The organism is Thermocatellispora tengchongensis (assembly GCF_014202315.1).
Taxonomy (GTDB): Bacteria; Actinomycetota; Actinomycetes; order Streptosporangiales; family Streptosporangiaceae; genus Thermocatellispora; species Thermocatellispora tengchongensis.
The window spans coordinates 308,595-324,287 of sequence record NZ_JACHGN010000009.1 but is presented as its reverse complement, the minus strand read 5'-3'; the positions used below and the strand labels follow the sequence as shown (position 1 = coordinate 324,287).

Here is a 15,693-nt window from a genome sequence, read left to right as displayed (position 1 = left end):
CGTGCACGATTCGCGATCGTCACCGATAAGTCACAGCTCGTGCCGGACCACGGCGATCCCGGCGGGCAGGCCGCTCACCCGGGGCGAGCCGTCGCGGGTCACCTCGGCCTCGACCTCCACCCCGGCCACCCGCAGCCCGCGTACGCGCAGCGCGCCCAGGGGCGCACCGGCGAGCGGGCGGAGCACGACCCGCCCGTTCGGCACGTCCGGCTCGACGCCGAGCGCGGCCCGCACGATCGCGACGGCCGCCGCCGCCGACCACGCCTGAGGGCGGCAGGCGGCGGGGTAGGGCACCGGGCGGCCCGCGGTCGCGCGGTCGTCGCCGCCGAACAGCTCGGGCAGCCGGAAGCCGAACGCCTCGGCGGCGGCGAGCAGCGACCGGGTCAGGTCCGCGGCCAGGTCGCCGAAGCCGGCGCGGGCCAGGCCGCCGATCACGATCGCGGTGTCGTGGGTCCACACCGAGCCGCAGTGGTAGGACAGCGGGCTGAACCCGGCGTCGCCGGAGGACATCGTGCGCAGGCCGAAGCCGCCGGACATGTCCGGCCCGGCCAGGGCCCGCGCCACGGCGGCCTCCTCGGCGGCGTCGAGCATGCCGGTGCCGAGCAGGTGGCCGATGTTGCTGGTCAGCGCGTCCACGGGGCGCTTGTCGCGGTCGAGGGCGAGCGCCGGGTGCCGCACGCCGTCCGCCCGTTCCACCCAGAAGCGGGCGCGGAAGCGCGCGGCCATCTCGGCGGCGTACTCGCGCCACCGCCCGGCGCCGGGGCGGCCGAACGCGTCGAGCAGGGCCGCGCCGTGCAGGGCGGCCTCGTAGGCGTAGCCCTGGACCTCGGCGAGGGCGATGGGCGGCTCGGCCTGCTCGCCGTCGCGGAAGCGCACCGCGTCGCCTGAGTCCTTCCAGCCCTGGTTGGCCAGGCCGTGGCCGCTGTGGTCGATGTACTCGACGAAGCCGTCGCCGTCGGGGTCGGCGTGCTCGGCCAGCCAGCCCAGTGCGGCCTCCATGGGGGGCAGCAGCGCGGCGACCTCCGCCTCGGGCATGCCCCAGCGCCAGGCGTCGTGCAGCAGGCTGATCCACAGCGGGGTGGCGTCGATGGTGCCGTAGTACGCGGTGGGCCGGCCGGTCCGCTCGCCGCCGCCGAAGAAGGCGAAGTCGCCGCGGCGCAGCTCGTGCATGATCTTGCCGGGCGCCTCGCCGGTGCCGGGATCGGCCCGCCGGCCCTGGCGGCGGGCGAGGGCGCGCAGCGTGCCCGCGGCGGTCTCGGTGCCGAACGGGAGGAGCATGCGCGCGGCCCAGATGCTGTCGCGGCCGAACAGGGTGAGGTACCAGGGCACTCCGGCGCCCAGGAACACCTCGCCGCCCGCCCCGGGCTCGGTCCCGGCCTCGGTCAGGCGCAGCGCGCGCAGGTCGTCCAGGGAGCGGTCCAGCAGGCGCACCAGGCGGTGGTCGTCGGCCTCGGCGCGCGGCGCGGGCCACGCGGCGGCGGTCGGCGGCGCGGCCATGACCGCCTCGGCGTCGGCGACCTCGGCGTGCCATTCGAGCGTGGTACGCCCGCCCGGCCCGAGCGTGACCTCCCAGGCCAGGGCGGCGGTCTCGCCGGCCTCGGCCCGCGCCCCCTCGCCGCTCACGGTCACCTCGATGGCCCCTGCGCGCCAGGCGAGCCGTCCGGGGCCGCCGGCCTCGGCGCGTACGGCGGGGCGCGACCGGCCCGACTTGACCTCCTCCATAGGGGCGAGGTCGGCGCCCAGCTCGATCCGTACGCCCGCCGTCACCGGCCCGGACGCCGTGGAGGCGATCTCGATGCGCTCGCTCATCCGGCCGGGGGCGACGCTGCGCACCCGGTCCACCCGCACCGTCGGGTCGGGGCCGTCGTCGCCCAGCCAGCGCGGCAACAGGACGAAGCGGGCGCCGCCGGTCCCGTCGGGGGCGTGCGCGATCGGCTCGGGCTCGCGGCCGTCCACCAGCAGGCGGGCCGTCGAGAGCGCCCGCCGGTCGGCGTGGAACAGCCCCTGGGCCCCGCCCGGCCCGCGAGGGTGCCCGATCTGCCCGTCCTGGCCGCTGAGGGCCACCGTCGGCGCGGCCATCGCGGCGACGAGGTCGTGCAGCAGGGGCTGCCTCGGACGTTCGGGCATGGGATCTTCTCCTCTTGACAGGCGGTCCTTGAAGGTGCACAGTTCGAAACAATCCCGAAATTTGAACGATCCAATCATGCCGCATGGCGATTTGAACGTTCAAGACGATAGAGCACGACAAGAAGGCATAAATGGCGAAAAAGGTGACGATAGCCACGGTGGCCCGCTACGCCGGCGTGTCCCGCCAGACCGTCTCCAACGTGCTCAACACCCCCGAAGTGGTGCGCGAGGAGACCCGCAGGCGGGTGCACGAGGCGGTCGAGGCCCTCGGCTACCGCGCCAACCAGGCCGCACGCCAGATGCGCACCGGCCGTTCGCGGCTCATCGCCACCCGCATCGAGCCCACCCGCGACGGCATCAACGGCTCGGTCCTCGACCGGTTCCTGCACGGGCTGACCGAGGCCGCGGCCGGGTCGGGCTACCGGGTGATCCTGTACACCGCCGCCGACGACGAGGCGGAGATCGCGACGTACGAGGACCTGCTCGGCGCGTACACGCCAGACGCCTTCGTGCTGGCCAGCACCCACCACGGCGACGCCAGGACCTCCTGGCTGGCCGCGCGCGGCATGCCGTTCGTCACCTTCGGCCGCCCCTGGGACGCGCTGGACGCCCACACCTGGGTGGACGTGGACGGCGCGGCCGGCACCGAGGAGGCCACCGGGCACCTGCTCGGCTCCGGTCACCGGCGCGTCGCCTTCCTCGGCTGGCCCGAGGGGTCCGGCGTCGGCGACGACCGCAGGAGCGGCTGGGCGCGGGCGATGGCCGCGGCCGGGCTGGACGTGGCGGGCCTGGCGTACGTGTGCGAGGACCGCGTGGCCGAGGCCGAGGCGGCCGTGCGCGGCATGCTCGGCGCGGGTGAGCCGCCGACCGCGATCGTGTGCGCCAGCGACTCCCTGGCCCTCGGCGCCTTCCAGGCCGCCCGCGCGGCGAACCCGGACGCGCCGGTCGCGGTGTGCGGGTTCGACGACACCCCCGTGGCGCGGGCCGTCGGCCTGACCAGCGTGAGCCAGCCCCTTGAGGAGGCCGCGGCGCACTGCGTACGGCTGCTGACCCGCCAGATCGCCGGTGAGGATGTGGACGGTCAGAACACCGGCGGCCAACAGGAGGACGGCGCGGCGGCGCCCGAGCGCGTGCTGCTGCGGCCGTCGCTGGTCGTCCGGCGATCCACGACGTGACCCCGAGGACGTGACCCCCAGATCGTCAAGCTCACACCAGGAGAGTGGTCCAGGATGAAACGCCGAAGCAGCACACCCCTCGCCGCGCTCGCCGTCGCGGCCCTGCTCTCCGCGGCGGCATGCGGCGGCAGCGGCTTCGAGGACAACGCGGCCGCGCCGCAGAGCAGCGGCCCCGCCTCCCTCCAGATCCTCATCGGCTCCTCCGGCGACGCGGAGACCAACGCGGTCAAGGAGGCCGCGGCGGCCTGGGCCAAGGCCACCGGCAACACCGCCACCGTCACCCCGGCCCAGAACCTCAGCCAGCAGCTCGGCCAGGCGTTCGCGGGCGGCACCCCGCCCGACGTGTTCTACGTGGAGGCGGTGCGCTTCGCCGACTATGCCGGCGTCGGCGCCCTGGAGCCGTACGGCGACAAGATCGCGAACTCGGACGACTTCTACCAGAACCTGCGCGACGCCTTCACCTACGACGGCACGTACTACTGCGCGCCCAAGGACTTCTCCACCCTGGCCCTGGTGATCAACACCACCAAGTGGGAGAAGGCCGGGCTCACCGACGCCGACGTCCCCACGACCTGGGAGCAGCTCACCGAGGTGTCGCGCAAGCTCAAGGACGCGGGCGAGGTGCCGCTCGTGGTGGCCGACACCCGCGACCGCATCGGCGCCTTCATGGTGCAGGCGGGCGGCTGGGTGACCAGCGAGGACGGCAAGAAGGCCACCGCCGACAGCCCCGAGAACCTGCGCGCGCTCGAATACGTGCGCTCGCTGCTGCGCGAGGGCCTGGCCAAGTACCCCGGCGACCTGGACGCCGGCTGGGGCGGCGAGGCGTTCGGCAAGGAGAAGGCCGCCATGACGATCGAGGGCAACTGGATCAAGGGCGCGATGAAGGCCGACTACCCCGGCGTGAAGTACACCGTGCACGAGCTGCCCGCGGGCCCGGCCGGCAAGGGCACGCTGTCGTTCACCCAGTGCTGGGGCATCGCGGCCAAGAGCAAGTACAAGCAGCAGGCCATCGACTTCGTCAACGCGATGACCACCGTGGACCAGCAGATGGCCTTCGCCCGCGCGTTCGGCGTCATGCCCTCCCGCGAGTCGGCCAAGGAGCCGTTCACCAAGGAGTTCCCCGAGGACGCCGCCTTCGCCGACAGCGCCGGCTTCGCCCGCGGCCCGGTCAAGGCGCCGAAGATGGAGAGCGTCCTGGTCGACTTCGACGCGGCCCTGCAGAAGCTGCCGAGCACCGACCCGAAGTCGATCCTGACCCGGCTCCAGCGCAACACCCAGACGGCGCTCGGCGGCTGACCCATGAGCGGTGTGGCCGTTCCCGCCCGGCCCTCCCGGCCCTCTCGGCCCGGTGCGCCGCCCGGCCCCGGCAGGCGGCCCGGGGCCGGGCGGGAGAACGCCGCGGGCTGGCTGTTCGTCGCGCCGGTGGTGGTGATCCTCGGGCTGTTCATGGTGCTGCCGATCCTGATGGCGCTGTGGGTGAGCCTGACCGCCTGGAACGGCCAGGGCAGCCCCTTCCGCGCCGGGGTCGAGGTGGTGGGCGCGCAGAACTACACCCGGCTGTTCACCGAGGACAGCCTGGCCCGCCAGGACTTCATGACCAGCGTGCGGAACAACGCGTACTACGTGGCGTTCGTGGTCCCGCTGCAGACCGCGCTGGCGCTGTTCCTGGCGCTGGTGGTGAACAACCGGATGCTGCGCGGCAAAACGTTCTTCCGCACCGCCTTCTACTTCCCCTCGGTGACCAGCTCGGTGGCGATCAGCGTGGTGTTCCTGTTCGTCTTCGCCAACTCCGGCGCGGTCAACGGGCTGCTCGGCCTGTTCGGCGTCTCGGGCCCGCAGTGGTTCTCCGACTCGCGCGGGGTGCTGCACCTGCTGCTGAGCGGGCTCGGCATCGCCGACATCGACGCCCCGCCCGCGGCCCTGACGAGCGGCGGGCCGTTCGGCCTGACCTGGTGGGACTGGCTGTCGGGGCCGAGCGTGGCCATGTGCTCGATCATCGCGCTGGTCGTGTGGACCACCTCGGGCACGTTCATGCTGATGTTCCTGGCCGCCCTCCAGGACATCCCGGTGCAACTGGAGGAGGCGAGCAAACTCGACGGCGCCGGGCGGTGGCAGCGGTTCCGGTACGTCACCCTGCCCATGCTGCGGCCGACGCTGTTCCTGGTGCTCACGCTGGGCCTGATCGGCACCTGGCAGGTCTTCGACCAGATCTACGTGATGAGCCAGGGCGACCCGGCCAAGACGACGCTGACGCCGGCGTACCTGTCGTACCGGACGGCCTTCCGCGACTTCGACTACGGCTCCGGCGCGGCGATCTCGTTCGTGCTGTTCCTGATCATCGTGCTGCTGACGCTGGCGCAGCGGTGGCTGCTGCGCGGGCGCGGCGGGGGGAGGATCTGACATGACCCGGCCGGACCGCACCGGGCCGCGGGCCGTGGCGAGCACGTTCGCCGGGTACGCGGTGCTGGTCTTCTTCGCCCTGGTCTTCCTCTACCCGTTCGTCATCCAGGTGGCGAACTCCTTCAAGACCGAGGCCGACGCGGCGGCCAACGCGCTGTCGCCCATACCGTCGCCCCTCTCCCTGGCCGGCTACGAGCGGATCTTCGCCGGCACCGGCATGCCGGTCTGGCTGGCCAACTCGGTGCTGGTGGCCCTCCTGGTCACCGCGGGCCGGGTGTTCTTCGACTCCCTCGCCGGGTACGCCCTGGCGCGGCTGCGCTTCACCGGCCGCCGCGGCGTCTTCGCCGCGATCGTCGCGATCATGGCGGTGCCCGGCGTGGTGCTGCTGATCCCGAAGTTCCTGGTGCTCAACCAGCTCGGGATCTACGACAGCTACGTCGCGCTGATCGTGCCGCTGCTCGCCGACGCGACGGGCGTGTTCATCATGAAGCAGTTCTTCGAGTCGATCCCGGTCAGCGTCGAGGAGGCGGCGCGCATCGACGGCGCGGGCGCGTTCCGCACGTTCTGGTCGGTGGTGCTGCCGCTGGCCAGACCGGCGCTGATCACGCTGACGATCCTGTCCTTCCAGGGCTCGTGGAACGAGTTCCCGCACACGCTGGTCGCGGTCCAGGACCCCGCCCTGTTCACGCTCCCGCGCGGCCTGGCCGACCTGGTCAGCGGCTCCCTCGGGGCGGGCACGCAGTACCCGCTGAAGCTGGGCGCGGCCCTGCTCGCCACGATCCCGGTGGCGATCATCTTCGTGGTGTTCCAGCGCCACTTCGTACGCGGCGCGAACGAGGGAAGTGAGAAGGGCTGATCGTCCCCCTCCCACGATCCAGGTAGCCGTTGCATCGGCAAGGGACTATTTTGCTAGGCGCCGGTGGCCGACGACGAGGGGGGAGCGCTTTGATCGGCTCTCGACGTCTCGCGGGACGTTACCGGCTGCTCAACCCGCTGGGCGAGGGCGACTCCGGCACGATCTGGCTGGCCGCCGACGACGTGCTCGGCCGCGACGTGGCGGTCAAGGAGGTGCGCCTCGCGCCCGGCCTGGACGAGGCGCGCAGGCGCGAGCTGTGCGAGGCGACGGTCCGCGAGGCCAACGTCGCCGCCCGGCTCAAGCACCCCTCGATCGTCACCATCCACGACGTGATCGTCGAGGGCGGCCGTCCCTGGGTGGTCATGGAGCGGCTGAGCGGGTCGTCCCTGGAGGAGCTGGTACGCCGTCGCGGCCCGCTCCCGCCGCACCAGATCGCCCGGGTGGGCGTGAGCGTGCTGGCCGCGCTCGCCGTGGCGCACGCGGCCGGGGTCGTGCACCGCGACATCAAACCCGGCAACGTGATCCTCACCCGGACGGGCCGGGCGGTGCTCACCGACTTCGGCATCGCCGCGATCGAGGGCGAGGCGACGCTCGACCGGACGGTGCACCTGGTGGGGGCGCCGGAGTACATCGCGCCGGAACGTCTGCGCGGCGAGCCCGGCGGCCCGGCGTCCGACCTGTGGTCGCTCGGCGCCACGCTGTACTTCGGCGTGGAGGGCAGGCCGCCGCACCACGCCGACACGCCGGTGGCGGTGCTGAGCAAGGTCCTCGTGGAGCCGCCCCGGCCGCCCGAGCGCGCGGGCGCGCTCGGGCCGGCGCTGCTGCGCCTGCTCGCCCCCGAGCCCGGCGACCGCCCCGCCCTCGCCGAGGCGGCCCGGGAGCTGGAGCCCCTGACCGCCGAGCCGGTCGCCGTGCCGCAGCAGGCCCCGCCGCCCGAGCCCGTGCCCGGCGCGCCCTTCGGCCCCACCCGCACCACCGGCGCCACCGCCCCCGTTCCCGCGCGCCCGCCGCGCACCTGGCCGATCGCGGCCGGCATCGTGCTGCTGCTCGCCGTGATCGCGGCGGGCTCCGCGCTGACCGTGAACGTGGCCGCCGCCCTGACCGCCCCCGAGCCGCCCCGGCCCCGGGCCACCCCCACCCCGACCCGGCTCAGCGAGAGCCCCGGCCGCTTCGGCCTGCCCGTACGCGTGTGCGACCTGCTGACGGCCGAGCAGGTACGCCGCATGCTCCCCGGAATCGAGGACGTCAAGGGCGGGGCCACCAACCGCGAGGGCTGCTCGTGGGAGGCCGAGGGCATGGGCATCGAGGCCAACCCCGTCACGCTGCTGTCCGGCGAGGAGCACTGGGGGTCGAGCCCGCGCCGCGCCCACGAGCGTTTCGTCAACCAGCGCAACGCCACGATCCCCAGCGGCACCTTGGTGTGGTCCTGGGACGACATCGGCGCCCGGCTCCGCTCCGCGCGCAACACCGGGCCCGAACCGGTGACCGGCGTCGGCGACGAGGCGTTCGCCTACCAGGTCTACGACAACCGCAGCCACCTGAAACCGGAACAGAGCTACATCGTCTTCCGCCTGGACAACCTGGTGATGGAGGTCGGCTATACCGCGATCGACGGCAAGCTCGATGAGAAGGCCCTGCGCGACGGCGCCAGGACGATCGCCGACTGGATGGTCGCGGCGCTGAAGCGAACCGGATGAACGGGACCGACCCGACCCCCATGGACCGGAAGCACCGATGAAGGACACCTCCCTCCACGAGATCATCAGCCGGTCGGGGCCGCTGCCGCCCCGGCGGGTGGCGGCCATCGGCCTGCGGGTGCTGGCCGAGATGGCCGCGGCGCGCGACGGCACGACGGGACTCCGCGACGTCCGTCCCGACATGATCATGATGGGCGAGGACGGCCGCATCTCCGTCGCGGCGGGCCGGGCCGCCCCGGGGCCCGTCCCCGGCTTCGTCCCGCCCGAGGGCATGGCGGGCCCCGCCTCCGACCTGTGGACCCTCGGCGCCACCCTGTTCACCGCCGTCGAGGGCCACCCGCCCGCGCCCGGGTCCGTCCCCGTGCAGGCGGGCCCGCTCGCCCCGATCCTTGGCCGCCTGCTCGCCCCCGACCCGTCCGCCCGCCCCGACGCCGCCTCCCTCCGCACCCAGCTCCAGGACATCGCCCACCCCATGCACGCAGAGCCGTACCGGCCCTCCTCCACCCCCGACCACGCGGCGGAGGTCACCGCGCCCCACCCCGCCCGCGGCAGCGCCCCGCCCTGGCGCGGCCCCGCCTCGTCGCCGTTCAGCCCGAACTTCCCCGCCCCGGCCCCCGACACCCCGGCGGGCGGCGTCCCGGCCCACGCCGCCAAGCCCGCACCCGGCGCCGCCGCCCTCCAGAGCGAGGCGACCCCACCGTCGGCCCCCGCGCAGCCGCCCGCGCCGCCCTACGTCACCCCACCGCCCCATGGGGCCCCGCAGGGACAGCACGCGGCACCACAGGCCCAACAAGCGGCGCCACAGGCGCAACACATGGGGCCGCAGGGACAGCACACGCCGCCGCAGGGGCAGCACATGGCCGCGCCCCAGCCGCCGTACGGGAGCCCTCGCCCCCACGCCGCCGGTCCCGTCCCGGCCCGTCCCGAGGGCTGGGACACCACGCCGGTGGGCGCGCCTCCCGCCGGCGAGGGGCGGCCACGCGGGGTCTTCGTGCCGCGGTCGGTGATCGTCTTCGCCGGTGTGCTCGGGGTTGCCATGGCGGTGGCGATCGGGGTGCTGGCCGCGCCGCTGTTCCGCGACCCGTCCCCGGCCGCGGCGGGCGCGACGGCGAGCCCCACCCCCACGCCGTCCGGGGCGGGGGCGAAGGGCCGGTTCGCGACCACGCCGCGCGCGTGCAGCCTGCTGAGCGACGAGCTGGCCGCCGAGCTGGTGCCCTCGCTGCGCAGCTCGGAGGTCTCGACCGGCGAGTGCAACTGGCTGACCCAGGACTACCGGCTGGCCAACGCGCAGAAGTACGACCTGCGCCTGCGCATCACGGCGTACAAGCAGGACGGCACCGAGATCACCAAGGCCAAGGAGCACCTCAGCGGCAAGAAGGCCGACTTCGCCGCCAAGCTCCGGTACGCCACCCCCACCCCGGCGCCGCCGCGCGATCTGAGCGGCATCGGCGAGGAGTCCTTCTCCTTCCTGGACTACAGCAGCATCAACATCTACGGCGGCTCCGCCAAGATCATTATGGTCACCCGGGTGAGCAACCTGGTCTTCGAGATCGAGTACGAGCGCGGCGGGGCGAAGGACGACGCCGACGGCCGGCTCCTCGCCGGGGCCCAGAAGGCCGCCCGCGAGGTCGTGGAGGCGCTGAAGACCTATGGATGACCCCCGCTCGCTCCCCCTCCTCGCCGGCCGTTACCGCGCCGTCGAGCGCCTCGGCGCGGGCGGCATGGGCGTGGTGTGGCGGGCCCGCGACGAACTGCTGCACCGCGAGGTGGCGATCAAGGAGGTACGCCTCGACGCGCACCTCCCCCAGGCCCAGCGCGCGGAGGCCCACGAGCGGACGATGCGCGAGGCCCGCGCCGCCGCCCGGCTCGGCCACCCGGCCATCGTCGCGGTGCACGACGTGGTGGCCCAGGAGGGCCGGCCGTGGATCGTCATGGACTACGTACGCGGCCGGTCGCTGGACAAACTGGTCAAGGACGAGGGCCCGCTTCCCCCCGAGCGGGTGGCCGCGATCGGCCTGGCCGTCCTCGACGCCCTCGCGCTCGCGCACCGCCACGGCGTCATGCACCGCGACGTCAAGCCGCCGAACATCATGATCGCCCACGACGGCGCGGTGCTGCTGACCGACTTCGGCATCGCCACCATGGACGGCGACGGCGAGCTGACCAAGCCCGGCAAGCTCGTCGGCTCCCCCGGCTACATCGCGCCCGAGCGCCTGCGCGGCGAGGAGGACGGCCCCGCCGCCGACCTGTGGTCCCTGGGCGCGACCCTCTACGCCGCGGTGGAGGGCCAGGCCCCGTTCCACCGCGACATGCCGATGGCCACGCTGGGCGCGGTCCTCACCCAGGACACGCCCCCGCCGTCCCGCGCGGGTCACCTCGGCCCGGTGCTGCTGGCCATGCTCCGCAAGGACCCGCGCGCCCGTCCGGGGGTTCCGGAGCTGCGCGCCGCCCTGCAACGGGTCGCCCAGGGCCTGCCCGCCCCGGTGGCCCCGCCGCCCCAGGCGGCCCCGCCGCCCCAGGCGGCCCCGCAGGCCCCCGCCGCGCCCTCCAGGCGCCGTACGCCGCTGATCGCCGCGGCCGTCGCCGCACTCGCGGTGGCCGGGGCGGCGACGGCGTACGCGCTGACCCGTGACGGGGCAGACCCCGAGCCGACGACGACGCCGGTGGCCGCCGCCCCGACCCCGACCGCCGCCACCGCCGGCGCGGGCCGCTTCCCCACACCGCCCGACCCCTGCGAGCTGCTGACCGCCGAGCAGAGCGGGGCGCTGGTGCCCGGGGTCGCCCCCGAGCTCGACAGCAAGGAGGGCGCCTTCTGCGACTGGGGCGGCTCCTCCGACCCGGGCTGGCTGCGGGTCACGCTGGTCCACTACGCCCCGCGGCAGGGCCGCGCCGCGCCCGAGGTCGCCCAGGCGTTCCTGCTCGCCCGCCGCGAGAAGCTGAACGCCGACACGGGCACGAGCCCGTGGGGCCGGGTGGACCCGGTGCGCCCCGTCAGCGGCGTCGGCAAGGACGCCTTCACCTACGACTCCACCAGCCTGAGCGACAGGGCCTACAACACGATCGTGTTCCGGTCGAGCAACCTGCTGGTGACCGTGGAGTACTCCGAAAAGGCGAAGCGGACCGACCAGAAGATCAGGACCACCGCGCTCACCGCCGCCCGGTACGTCGCCGAGGAGCTCAACAGCCGTGGCTGACCCGCGAGGCGCGCACCTGCTGGGCGGGCGCTACCGGCTGCTGGAGCGCCTCGGCACGGCGGGGTCCTCATGGCGGGCCCGTGACGAGCTGCTGCACCGCGAGGTGGCCGTCACCGAGGTCCCGCTGCCGCCGCCGGGACCGTACCGGGAGCCGGTCGTCCGGGTCGTACGCGCGGCGGCGGCGCTGCGGCACGCGGCCGTCCCCACGACCCACGACGTGATCGCCGCGGGCGACCGCATGTGGATGGTGCAGGAGCTGGTCGAAGGCCCGACGCTGGCCCAGGTCCTCCGTACCCGGGGCCCGCAGCCCCACGAGCGCGTGGCCGCCATCGGCCTGCGGGTGCTCGCCGCCCTCACCCACGCCCACGCGCACGGCGCCTGGCACGGCGCGCTCGGCCCCGAGTCGGTCGTCCTCGGCGCCGGCGACCGCATCGTGGTGACCGGCTTCGGCACCGGCCTGTTCACCGGCGAGCCCCCGAGCATGGCCCAGGAGCTGCGCGACCTGGGGGTCGTGCTCTACACCGCCCTGGAGGGCCACGCGCCCGGCCAGCAGGGCCGGCCGGTGTCCATGGGCGGCATGCCGCTCAGCGCGCCGGAGACGGCCGAGACTCCGTCGGGCCCCCTCGCGCCGCTGCTGTCCGGGCTGCTCGACGACGACCCGGCCCACCGGCCCGCCCCGGAGGCGGTGGCGATCACGCTGGAACGGCTCATGCCGCTCCCCTCGCGCCCCCGCCGTCGCCGCCGGCTCGCACTGGTGACGGCGGGCGTCACCGTCGTCGCGCTCGCCGCCGCGGCGACCGTGACCGCGGTGCTGTCCCGCGGCTCCGCCGAGCCCGCGCCCTCACCCACGGCCACGACGGCGGCCCGGTCAACGCCCCCGTCCGCGCCGCCGTCCTCGCGCCCGTCCCCGCTGCCGACCGCGTTCGCCACCGCACCGGACCCGTGCAAGCTGATCACCCCCGAGCAGGCCGCCACGCTGAGCCTCGCAGCGATCCCCTCCCCCACCTCCCAGGGCATCTGCCACTGGGGCGAGGCCGACGACAACGCCCCGACCAATCTGAAGTACACCCTCAACGTCCAGGTGGTGCGCTACGTCCCCAAGTTCGGCGACACGGCGGTCGAGCGGGCCGAGGCCAACTTCGCGCGCTGGCGCGCACAGGACGAGAAGGCCGACGAGACGGCAGCGGGCGTGCCACTGATCAAGACCGTGCCGCCGCGCGACCTGCCCGGCCTGGGCGACGAGGCGTACACGCTGGAGCAGACCAACGGCCTCACGTACCTCACCCAGATCGTGATGCGGGTGGCCAACCTCAACATCGCCGTGCAGTACCAGCGCCAGATCCCCGTGGACCGCGAGGGCCGCGCCCGCGCGGGCGGCCACATGGCCGCGCGGTACGTCCTGGACGCGCTCCGCAGCCGGTGACGCGCAACCAGAACCCGCCGCCCAGACCAAGCCGACCAACCCCACCAAGCACCCCAACCCCGGAGAACGCCCCGCACGAGACCCCGCTCACCACCCCCGCCATGACGGGCCGGGACAGGACATGGAACCGGGAGCGGGTGCTCGCGCGTTCTCCTGGCGACGCAGAATGACCGTACGGGGCGCGTGCTCCGTAGGACGAAAGGCCCCACCATGTCGCCACTCGGCAAGTACTACATCGGCGCGGCTGTCGTTTCCGTGGTCGCCCTGCTGCTCCCGATCCCGTCGCTCCTCTCCTGGCTGATCGTGCTCGGCGTGCTGGGTGCGCCGGTGGTGGCGTACTTCATGCTCGACGAGTCGCAGCGCAAGCGCCTGAAGCGGGTGCGGCGCCGCGGGATCGGCCGCTGACCCGCGGGGCGGGGCGAACGGTCAGGCCGGGGCGGTCTGGCCCTCGCCCTGCTGGGCGGCGATCTGGTCGCGCACGCGCTGGGTGACCTTGCGCTCGATGAAGAACGACAGGAACGGCACCGTGCCCGCCAGCAGCACGCCCAGCGTGTACGGCCACGTCCAGCGGGCCTTGAGGCCGAGGTTGAGCGCGGCGACCAGATAGATCATGTAGAGGAACCCGTGGGTCGGCGAGATGATCGACCCCGGCTCGGGGATGTCGAAGCCGTACCTGAGCACCATGCCGACGATGAGCAGCAGCAGCATGACGCCCACGATGTAGGCGAGCACCCGGAAGGGCTTCAGAGCGGATTCCACGGTTGACTTACCTCGTCTGGGATGGGGACAGGGCTACGTTATCCGGCGCCGGCGACTGCTCGGGCTCGCCGGCTCCTGGGCCGCCTTCCGAGCCGCCCCCGGAGCCGCCGTCGAGACCGCCTTTCGAGCCGCCTTCCGGCTCGTTCCGGCCGGCGCGAGCGGTCGTGACCGCGTCGCGCACGAAGTGGAACCACATGAACACCGCGAACGCCGCGAAGATCCACCACTGTGCGGCGTAGGCGAGGTTGCGCCAGGTGAACCCCCCGGGCACGGTCGGCGGATCGACGTGTACGGGCGTGAGCGGCGCGGCGTCGGGCGGGTTCTGCCCGGTGGCCACCACGTAGCCGTCGCGCAGCCGCAGCCCGGACCACACGTTGATCAGCTCCGCCGTGGACACCGTGAGCACCTGCCCCTCGGGGAGCGAGCGCACGCGCCGCGGCACGCCGTCCACCTGCTCTGAGGGCCGCAGCCTGCCCGTGACCGTGACCTTGCCCTGCGGCGCCGCCTTGGCGGCGGGGTCGGCGGCGTCGGTGATCCGGCCGCGCACCACCGGGATCGCGGTGCCGTCGCCGAGGTCGAGCGGGGCCAGCACCCAGAACCCGCCGTCGCGGCCGGCGACGAGGAGCTGCCTGCCGAGGTCGTAGGTGCCCTCGGCGGTCACCCGGCGGCTCACCGCGTCGGTGGTCATGTGCCGCCCGGCCTGGGTCAGGGTGCTCACCGCGACCGGTGCCGGGTCGGCGGCGACCCGTGGCCGCCCGGAGTCCTCGAACACGCCGAGCTGCCACCGCCCGAGCAGCCCGAAGGACACCAGCACCACGACGAGCAGCAGGTGCAGGGCGACCAGCCGGGGCGAGAACACGGTCCGCAGCATGCCTCCACGCTATCCGCCCGGTGGCGCGGTCCCTTCCCCGGCCATACCCGTCACCCTTCAAATAGGACAAAGAGGTGTCGGGGACAGATCGGGACTCGTTAGAGTCGTCACCATGTCTGAACACCAGATCGACCCGGCGGGCAACACCCAGCAGTTCAAGGCCTTCGCCCAGCAGAACGAGCAGGCCGCCGCCGAGCAGAAGCGCTCCTACGCCCTGCCGATCACCATCGCGGTGGTCCTCGTCGCGATCGTGGCGGTCGCCGCCTACCTCCTGCTCCGCTAGAGGCCGGCCCGCACCTCGCCCCACCACCGGACGACGCCGCTCCCCCCGGCGGCGCCCTTCCGGGGGCCGGCAGCCCCACTCTGCCCGCCCAACACCCCCTCCCCCCAGCGCCGCCGCGCCCCCGCCGCGGCGCTCCCCGCGCATCCGGGATCTCCCCCCGCCCTCCCGCCCCCGCACATGCACCCCACCGCCGTCGCGCGCCGTTCACGGGCTGAGCAGTGCACCGCAAGCGGCGCAGGAGCACCGGTCGTGGTGATCGGCGCCAGACCGGCAGGCTTGACCACCGCCGCACACCCCGGCCCGGCACCACCCCCATCACCGCCACGCACCCCCCGGCACCATCCCCATCACCGCCACGCACCCCCCGGCACCATCCCCATCACCGCCAGGCACCTCAGGTGGCACCACCGCTCATCGCCGCCAAGCGCCGCTCGCCACCACCTGCTCTGGGCGGGGTGTGCGGGGGGAGGTGTGTCACCGTTCGGGAGGAGGCGGCCGGAGGGCGTCGCGTTTCCGAAAGTTCCGGCATCCACCCCCATCCCGTCGGGCGCAAGATCCACCGTTGCCCGGATACTCCCCGGGGGGAGTCTTCGCCCGTCGCCGGAGAGGGGGGTGTGTCCCCGTTCGCGCGGAGATGGCGGGAGGGGGTCGCGTTTCCACAGGCTCTGGCATCCACCACCATCCCGCTTTGCGGAAGATTCACCGTTGCCCGGACACACCCGAGAGGGGCCGGGTGAGGCCGGGTGAGGCCGGGTAGGGCCGGGTGAGGCCGGGTAGGGCCGGGTGAGGCCGGGTAGGGCCGGGCACGCGTTCGGCTTGGTGGGGTCGGGCTGGGCTGTGGCGGGGGGGCCGGGCCTGGGGCCGTTGCATTCCAACCGGTCGGTATTACGCTGCACAACTATGGACCG

At 74.1% G+C, this 15,693-nt stretch carries 13 protein-coding genes; 10 read left to right on the top strand and 3 right to left on the bottom strand.

The genetic code is table 11. From position 1 onward, the window contains the following. Window positions 1-30: 30 nt before the first annotated feature. Window positions 31-2,127 carry an amylo-alpha-1,6-glucosidase gene (locus HNP84_RS22700; RefSeq protein ID WP_185051790.1) on the bottom strand — a complete coding sequence of 699 codons (2,097 nt, stop codon included), beginning with the start codon at window positions 2,125-2,127 and terminating at the stop codon, window positions 31-33. Between the two features lie 131 nt (window positions 2,128-2,258). Here HNP84_RS22700 and HNP84_RS22695 point away from each other — a divergent pair, with 131 nt between their 5' ends. The 9 genes from HNP84_RS22695 (at window position 2,259) to HNP84_RS22655 (ending at window position 13,277) form a co-directional block, all read left to right on the top strand. Then, window positions 2,259-3,302 carry a LacI family DNA-binding transcriptional regulator gene (locus HNP84_RS22695; protein WP_185051789.1) on the top strand — a complete coding sequence of 348 codons (1,044 nt, stop codon included), beginning with the start codon at window positions 2,259-2,261 and terminating at the stop codon, window positions 3,300-3,302. A gap of 54 nt (window positions 3,303-3,356) precedes the next feature. Beyond that, a complete protein-coding gene (locus HNP84_RS22690; protein ID WP_185051788.1) occupies window positions 3,357-4,598 on the top strand; it encodes a sugar ABC transporter substrate-binding protein in 1,242 nt (413 codons plus the stop codon). Between the two features lie 12 nt (window positions 4,599-4,610). After that, window positions 4,611-5,702 carry a carbohydrate ABC transporter permease gene (locus HNP84_RS53315; protein WP_312925500.1) on the top strand — a complete coding sequence of 364 codons (1,092 nt, stop codon included), beginning with the start codon at window positions 4,611-4,613 and terminating at the stop codon, window positions 5,700-5,702. A gap of 1 nt (window position 5,703) precedes the next feature. Further along, the gene (locus HNP84_RS22680; RefSeq protein WP_185051786.1) at window positions 5,704-6,558 is read left to right on the top strand and encodes a carbohydrate ABC transporter permease; all 855 of its coding nucleotides are present in this window, start codon (window positions 5,704-5,706) and stop codon (window positions 6,556-6,558) included. Between the two features lie 89 nt (window positions 6,559-6,647). After that, window positions 6,648-8,255 carry a serine/threonine-protein kinase gene (locus HNP84_RS22675; protein WP_185051785.1) on the top strand — a complete coding sequence of 536 codons (1,608 nt, stop codon included), beginning with the start codon at window positions 6,648-6,650 and terminating at the stop codon, window positions 8,253-8,255. A 37-nt stretch (window positions 8,256-8,292) separates the two neighbouring features. Then, window positions 8,293-9,912: a serine/threonine-protein kinase gene (locus HNP84_RS22670; RefSeq protein ID WP_185051784.1), complete on the top strand. Its 1,620-nt coding sequence runs from the start codon at window positions 8,293-8,295 to the stop codon at window positions 9,910-9,912. Continuing rightward, a complete protein-coding gene (locus tag HNP84_RS22665; protein ID WP_185051783.1) occupies window positions 9,905-11,449 on the top strand; it encodes a serine/threonine-protein kinase in 1,545 nt (514 codons plus the stop codon). The genes HNP84_RS22670 and HNP84_RS22665 overlap by 8 nt, the downstream gene beginning before the upstream one ends. Next, entirely contained in the window at window positions 11,442-12,872 is a 1,431-nt protein-coding gene (locus HNP84_RS22660; protein ID WP_185051782.1) for a protein kinase family protein, read from the top strand. Before HNP84_RS22665 ends, HNP84_RS22660 begins: the two co-directional genes overlap by 8 nt. A gap of 210 nt (window positions 12,873-13,082) precedes the next feature. Next, on the top strand, window positions 13,083-13,277 hold the full coding sequence (locus HNP84_RS22655) for a tail-anchor membrane protein (RefSeq protein ID WP_185051781.1): 195 nt from the start codon (window positions 13,083-13,085) through the stop codon (window positions 13,275-13,277). A gap of 21 nt (window positions 13,278-13,298) precedes the next feature. On the opposite strand, the gene HNP84_RS22650 is transcribed toward HNP84_RS22655, so the two are convergent. Both HNP84_RS22650 and HNP84_RS22645 read right to left on the bottom strand, forming a co-directional pair. Then, window positions 13,299-13,631, bottom strand: coding sequence for a DUF3817 domain-containing protein (locus tag HNP84_RS22650; RefSeq protein WP_185051780.1), 333 nt, complete (start codon window positions 13,629-13,631; stop codon window positions 13,299-13,301). Window positions 13,632-13,638: 7 nt separating this feature from the next. Beyond that, window positions 13,639-14,502 (bottom strand): SURF1 family protein, encoded by an 864-nt coding sequence (locus tag HNP84_RS22645; protein ID WP_185051779.1) that lies wholly within the window; start codon window positions 14,500-14,502, stop codon window positions 13,639-13,641. Between the two features lie 112 nt (window positions 14,503-14,614). On the opposite strand from HNP84_RS22645, the gene HNP84_RS22640 reads away from it, so the two are divergent. Continuing rightward, entirely contained in the window at window positions 14,615-14,785 is a 171-nt protein-coding gene (locus tag HNP84_RS22640) for a hypothetical protein (protein WP_185051778.1), read from the top strand. The last annotated feature ends 908 nt before the right edge of the window (window positions 14,786-15,693 follow it).

What these genes read in the sequence shown, in the direction of transcription:
- HNP84_RS22700 (WP_185051790.1), bottom strand. Translation starts at nt 2,127, where the DNA reads ATGCCCGAACGTCCGAGGCAGCCCCTGCTGCACGACCTCGTCGCCGCG.
- HNP84_RS22690 (WP_185051788.1), top strand. Translation starts at nt 3,357, where the DNA reads ATGAAACGCCGAAGCAGCACACCCCTCGCCGCGCTCGCCGTCGCGGCC.
- HNP84_RS22645 (WP_185051779.1), bottom strand. Translation starts at nt 14,502, where the DNA reads ATGCTGCGGACCGTGTTCTCGCCCCGGCTGGTCGCCCTGCACCTGCTG.
- HNP84_RS22665 (WP_185051783.1), top strand. Translation starts at nt 9,905, where the DNA reads ATGGATGACCCCCGCTCGCTCCCCCTCCTCGCCGGCCGTTACCGCGCC.
- HNP84_RS22670 (WP_185051784.1), top strand. Translation starts at nt 8,293, where the DNA reads ATGAAGGACACCTCCCTCCACGAGATCATCAGCCGGTCGGGGCCGCTG.
- HNP84_RS22655 (WP_185051781.1), top strand. Translation starts at nt 13,083, where the DNA reads ATGTCGCCACTCGGCAAGTACTACATCGGCGCGGCTGTCGTTTCCGTG.
- HNP84_RS22680 (WP_185051786.1), top strand. Translation starts at nt 5,704, where the DNA reads ATGACCCGGCCGGACCGCACCGGGCCGCGGGCCGTGGCGAGCACGTTC.
- HNP84_RS22695 (WP_185051789.1), top strand. Translation starts at nt 2,259, where the DNA reads ATGGCGAAAAAGGTGACGATAGCCACGGTGGCCCGCTACGCCGGCGTG.
- HNP84_RS22640 (WP_185051778.1), top strand. Translation starts at nt 14,615, where the DNA reads ATGTCTGAACACCAGATCGACCCGGCGGGCAACACCCAGCAGTTCAAG.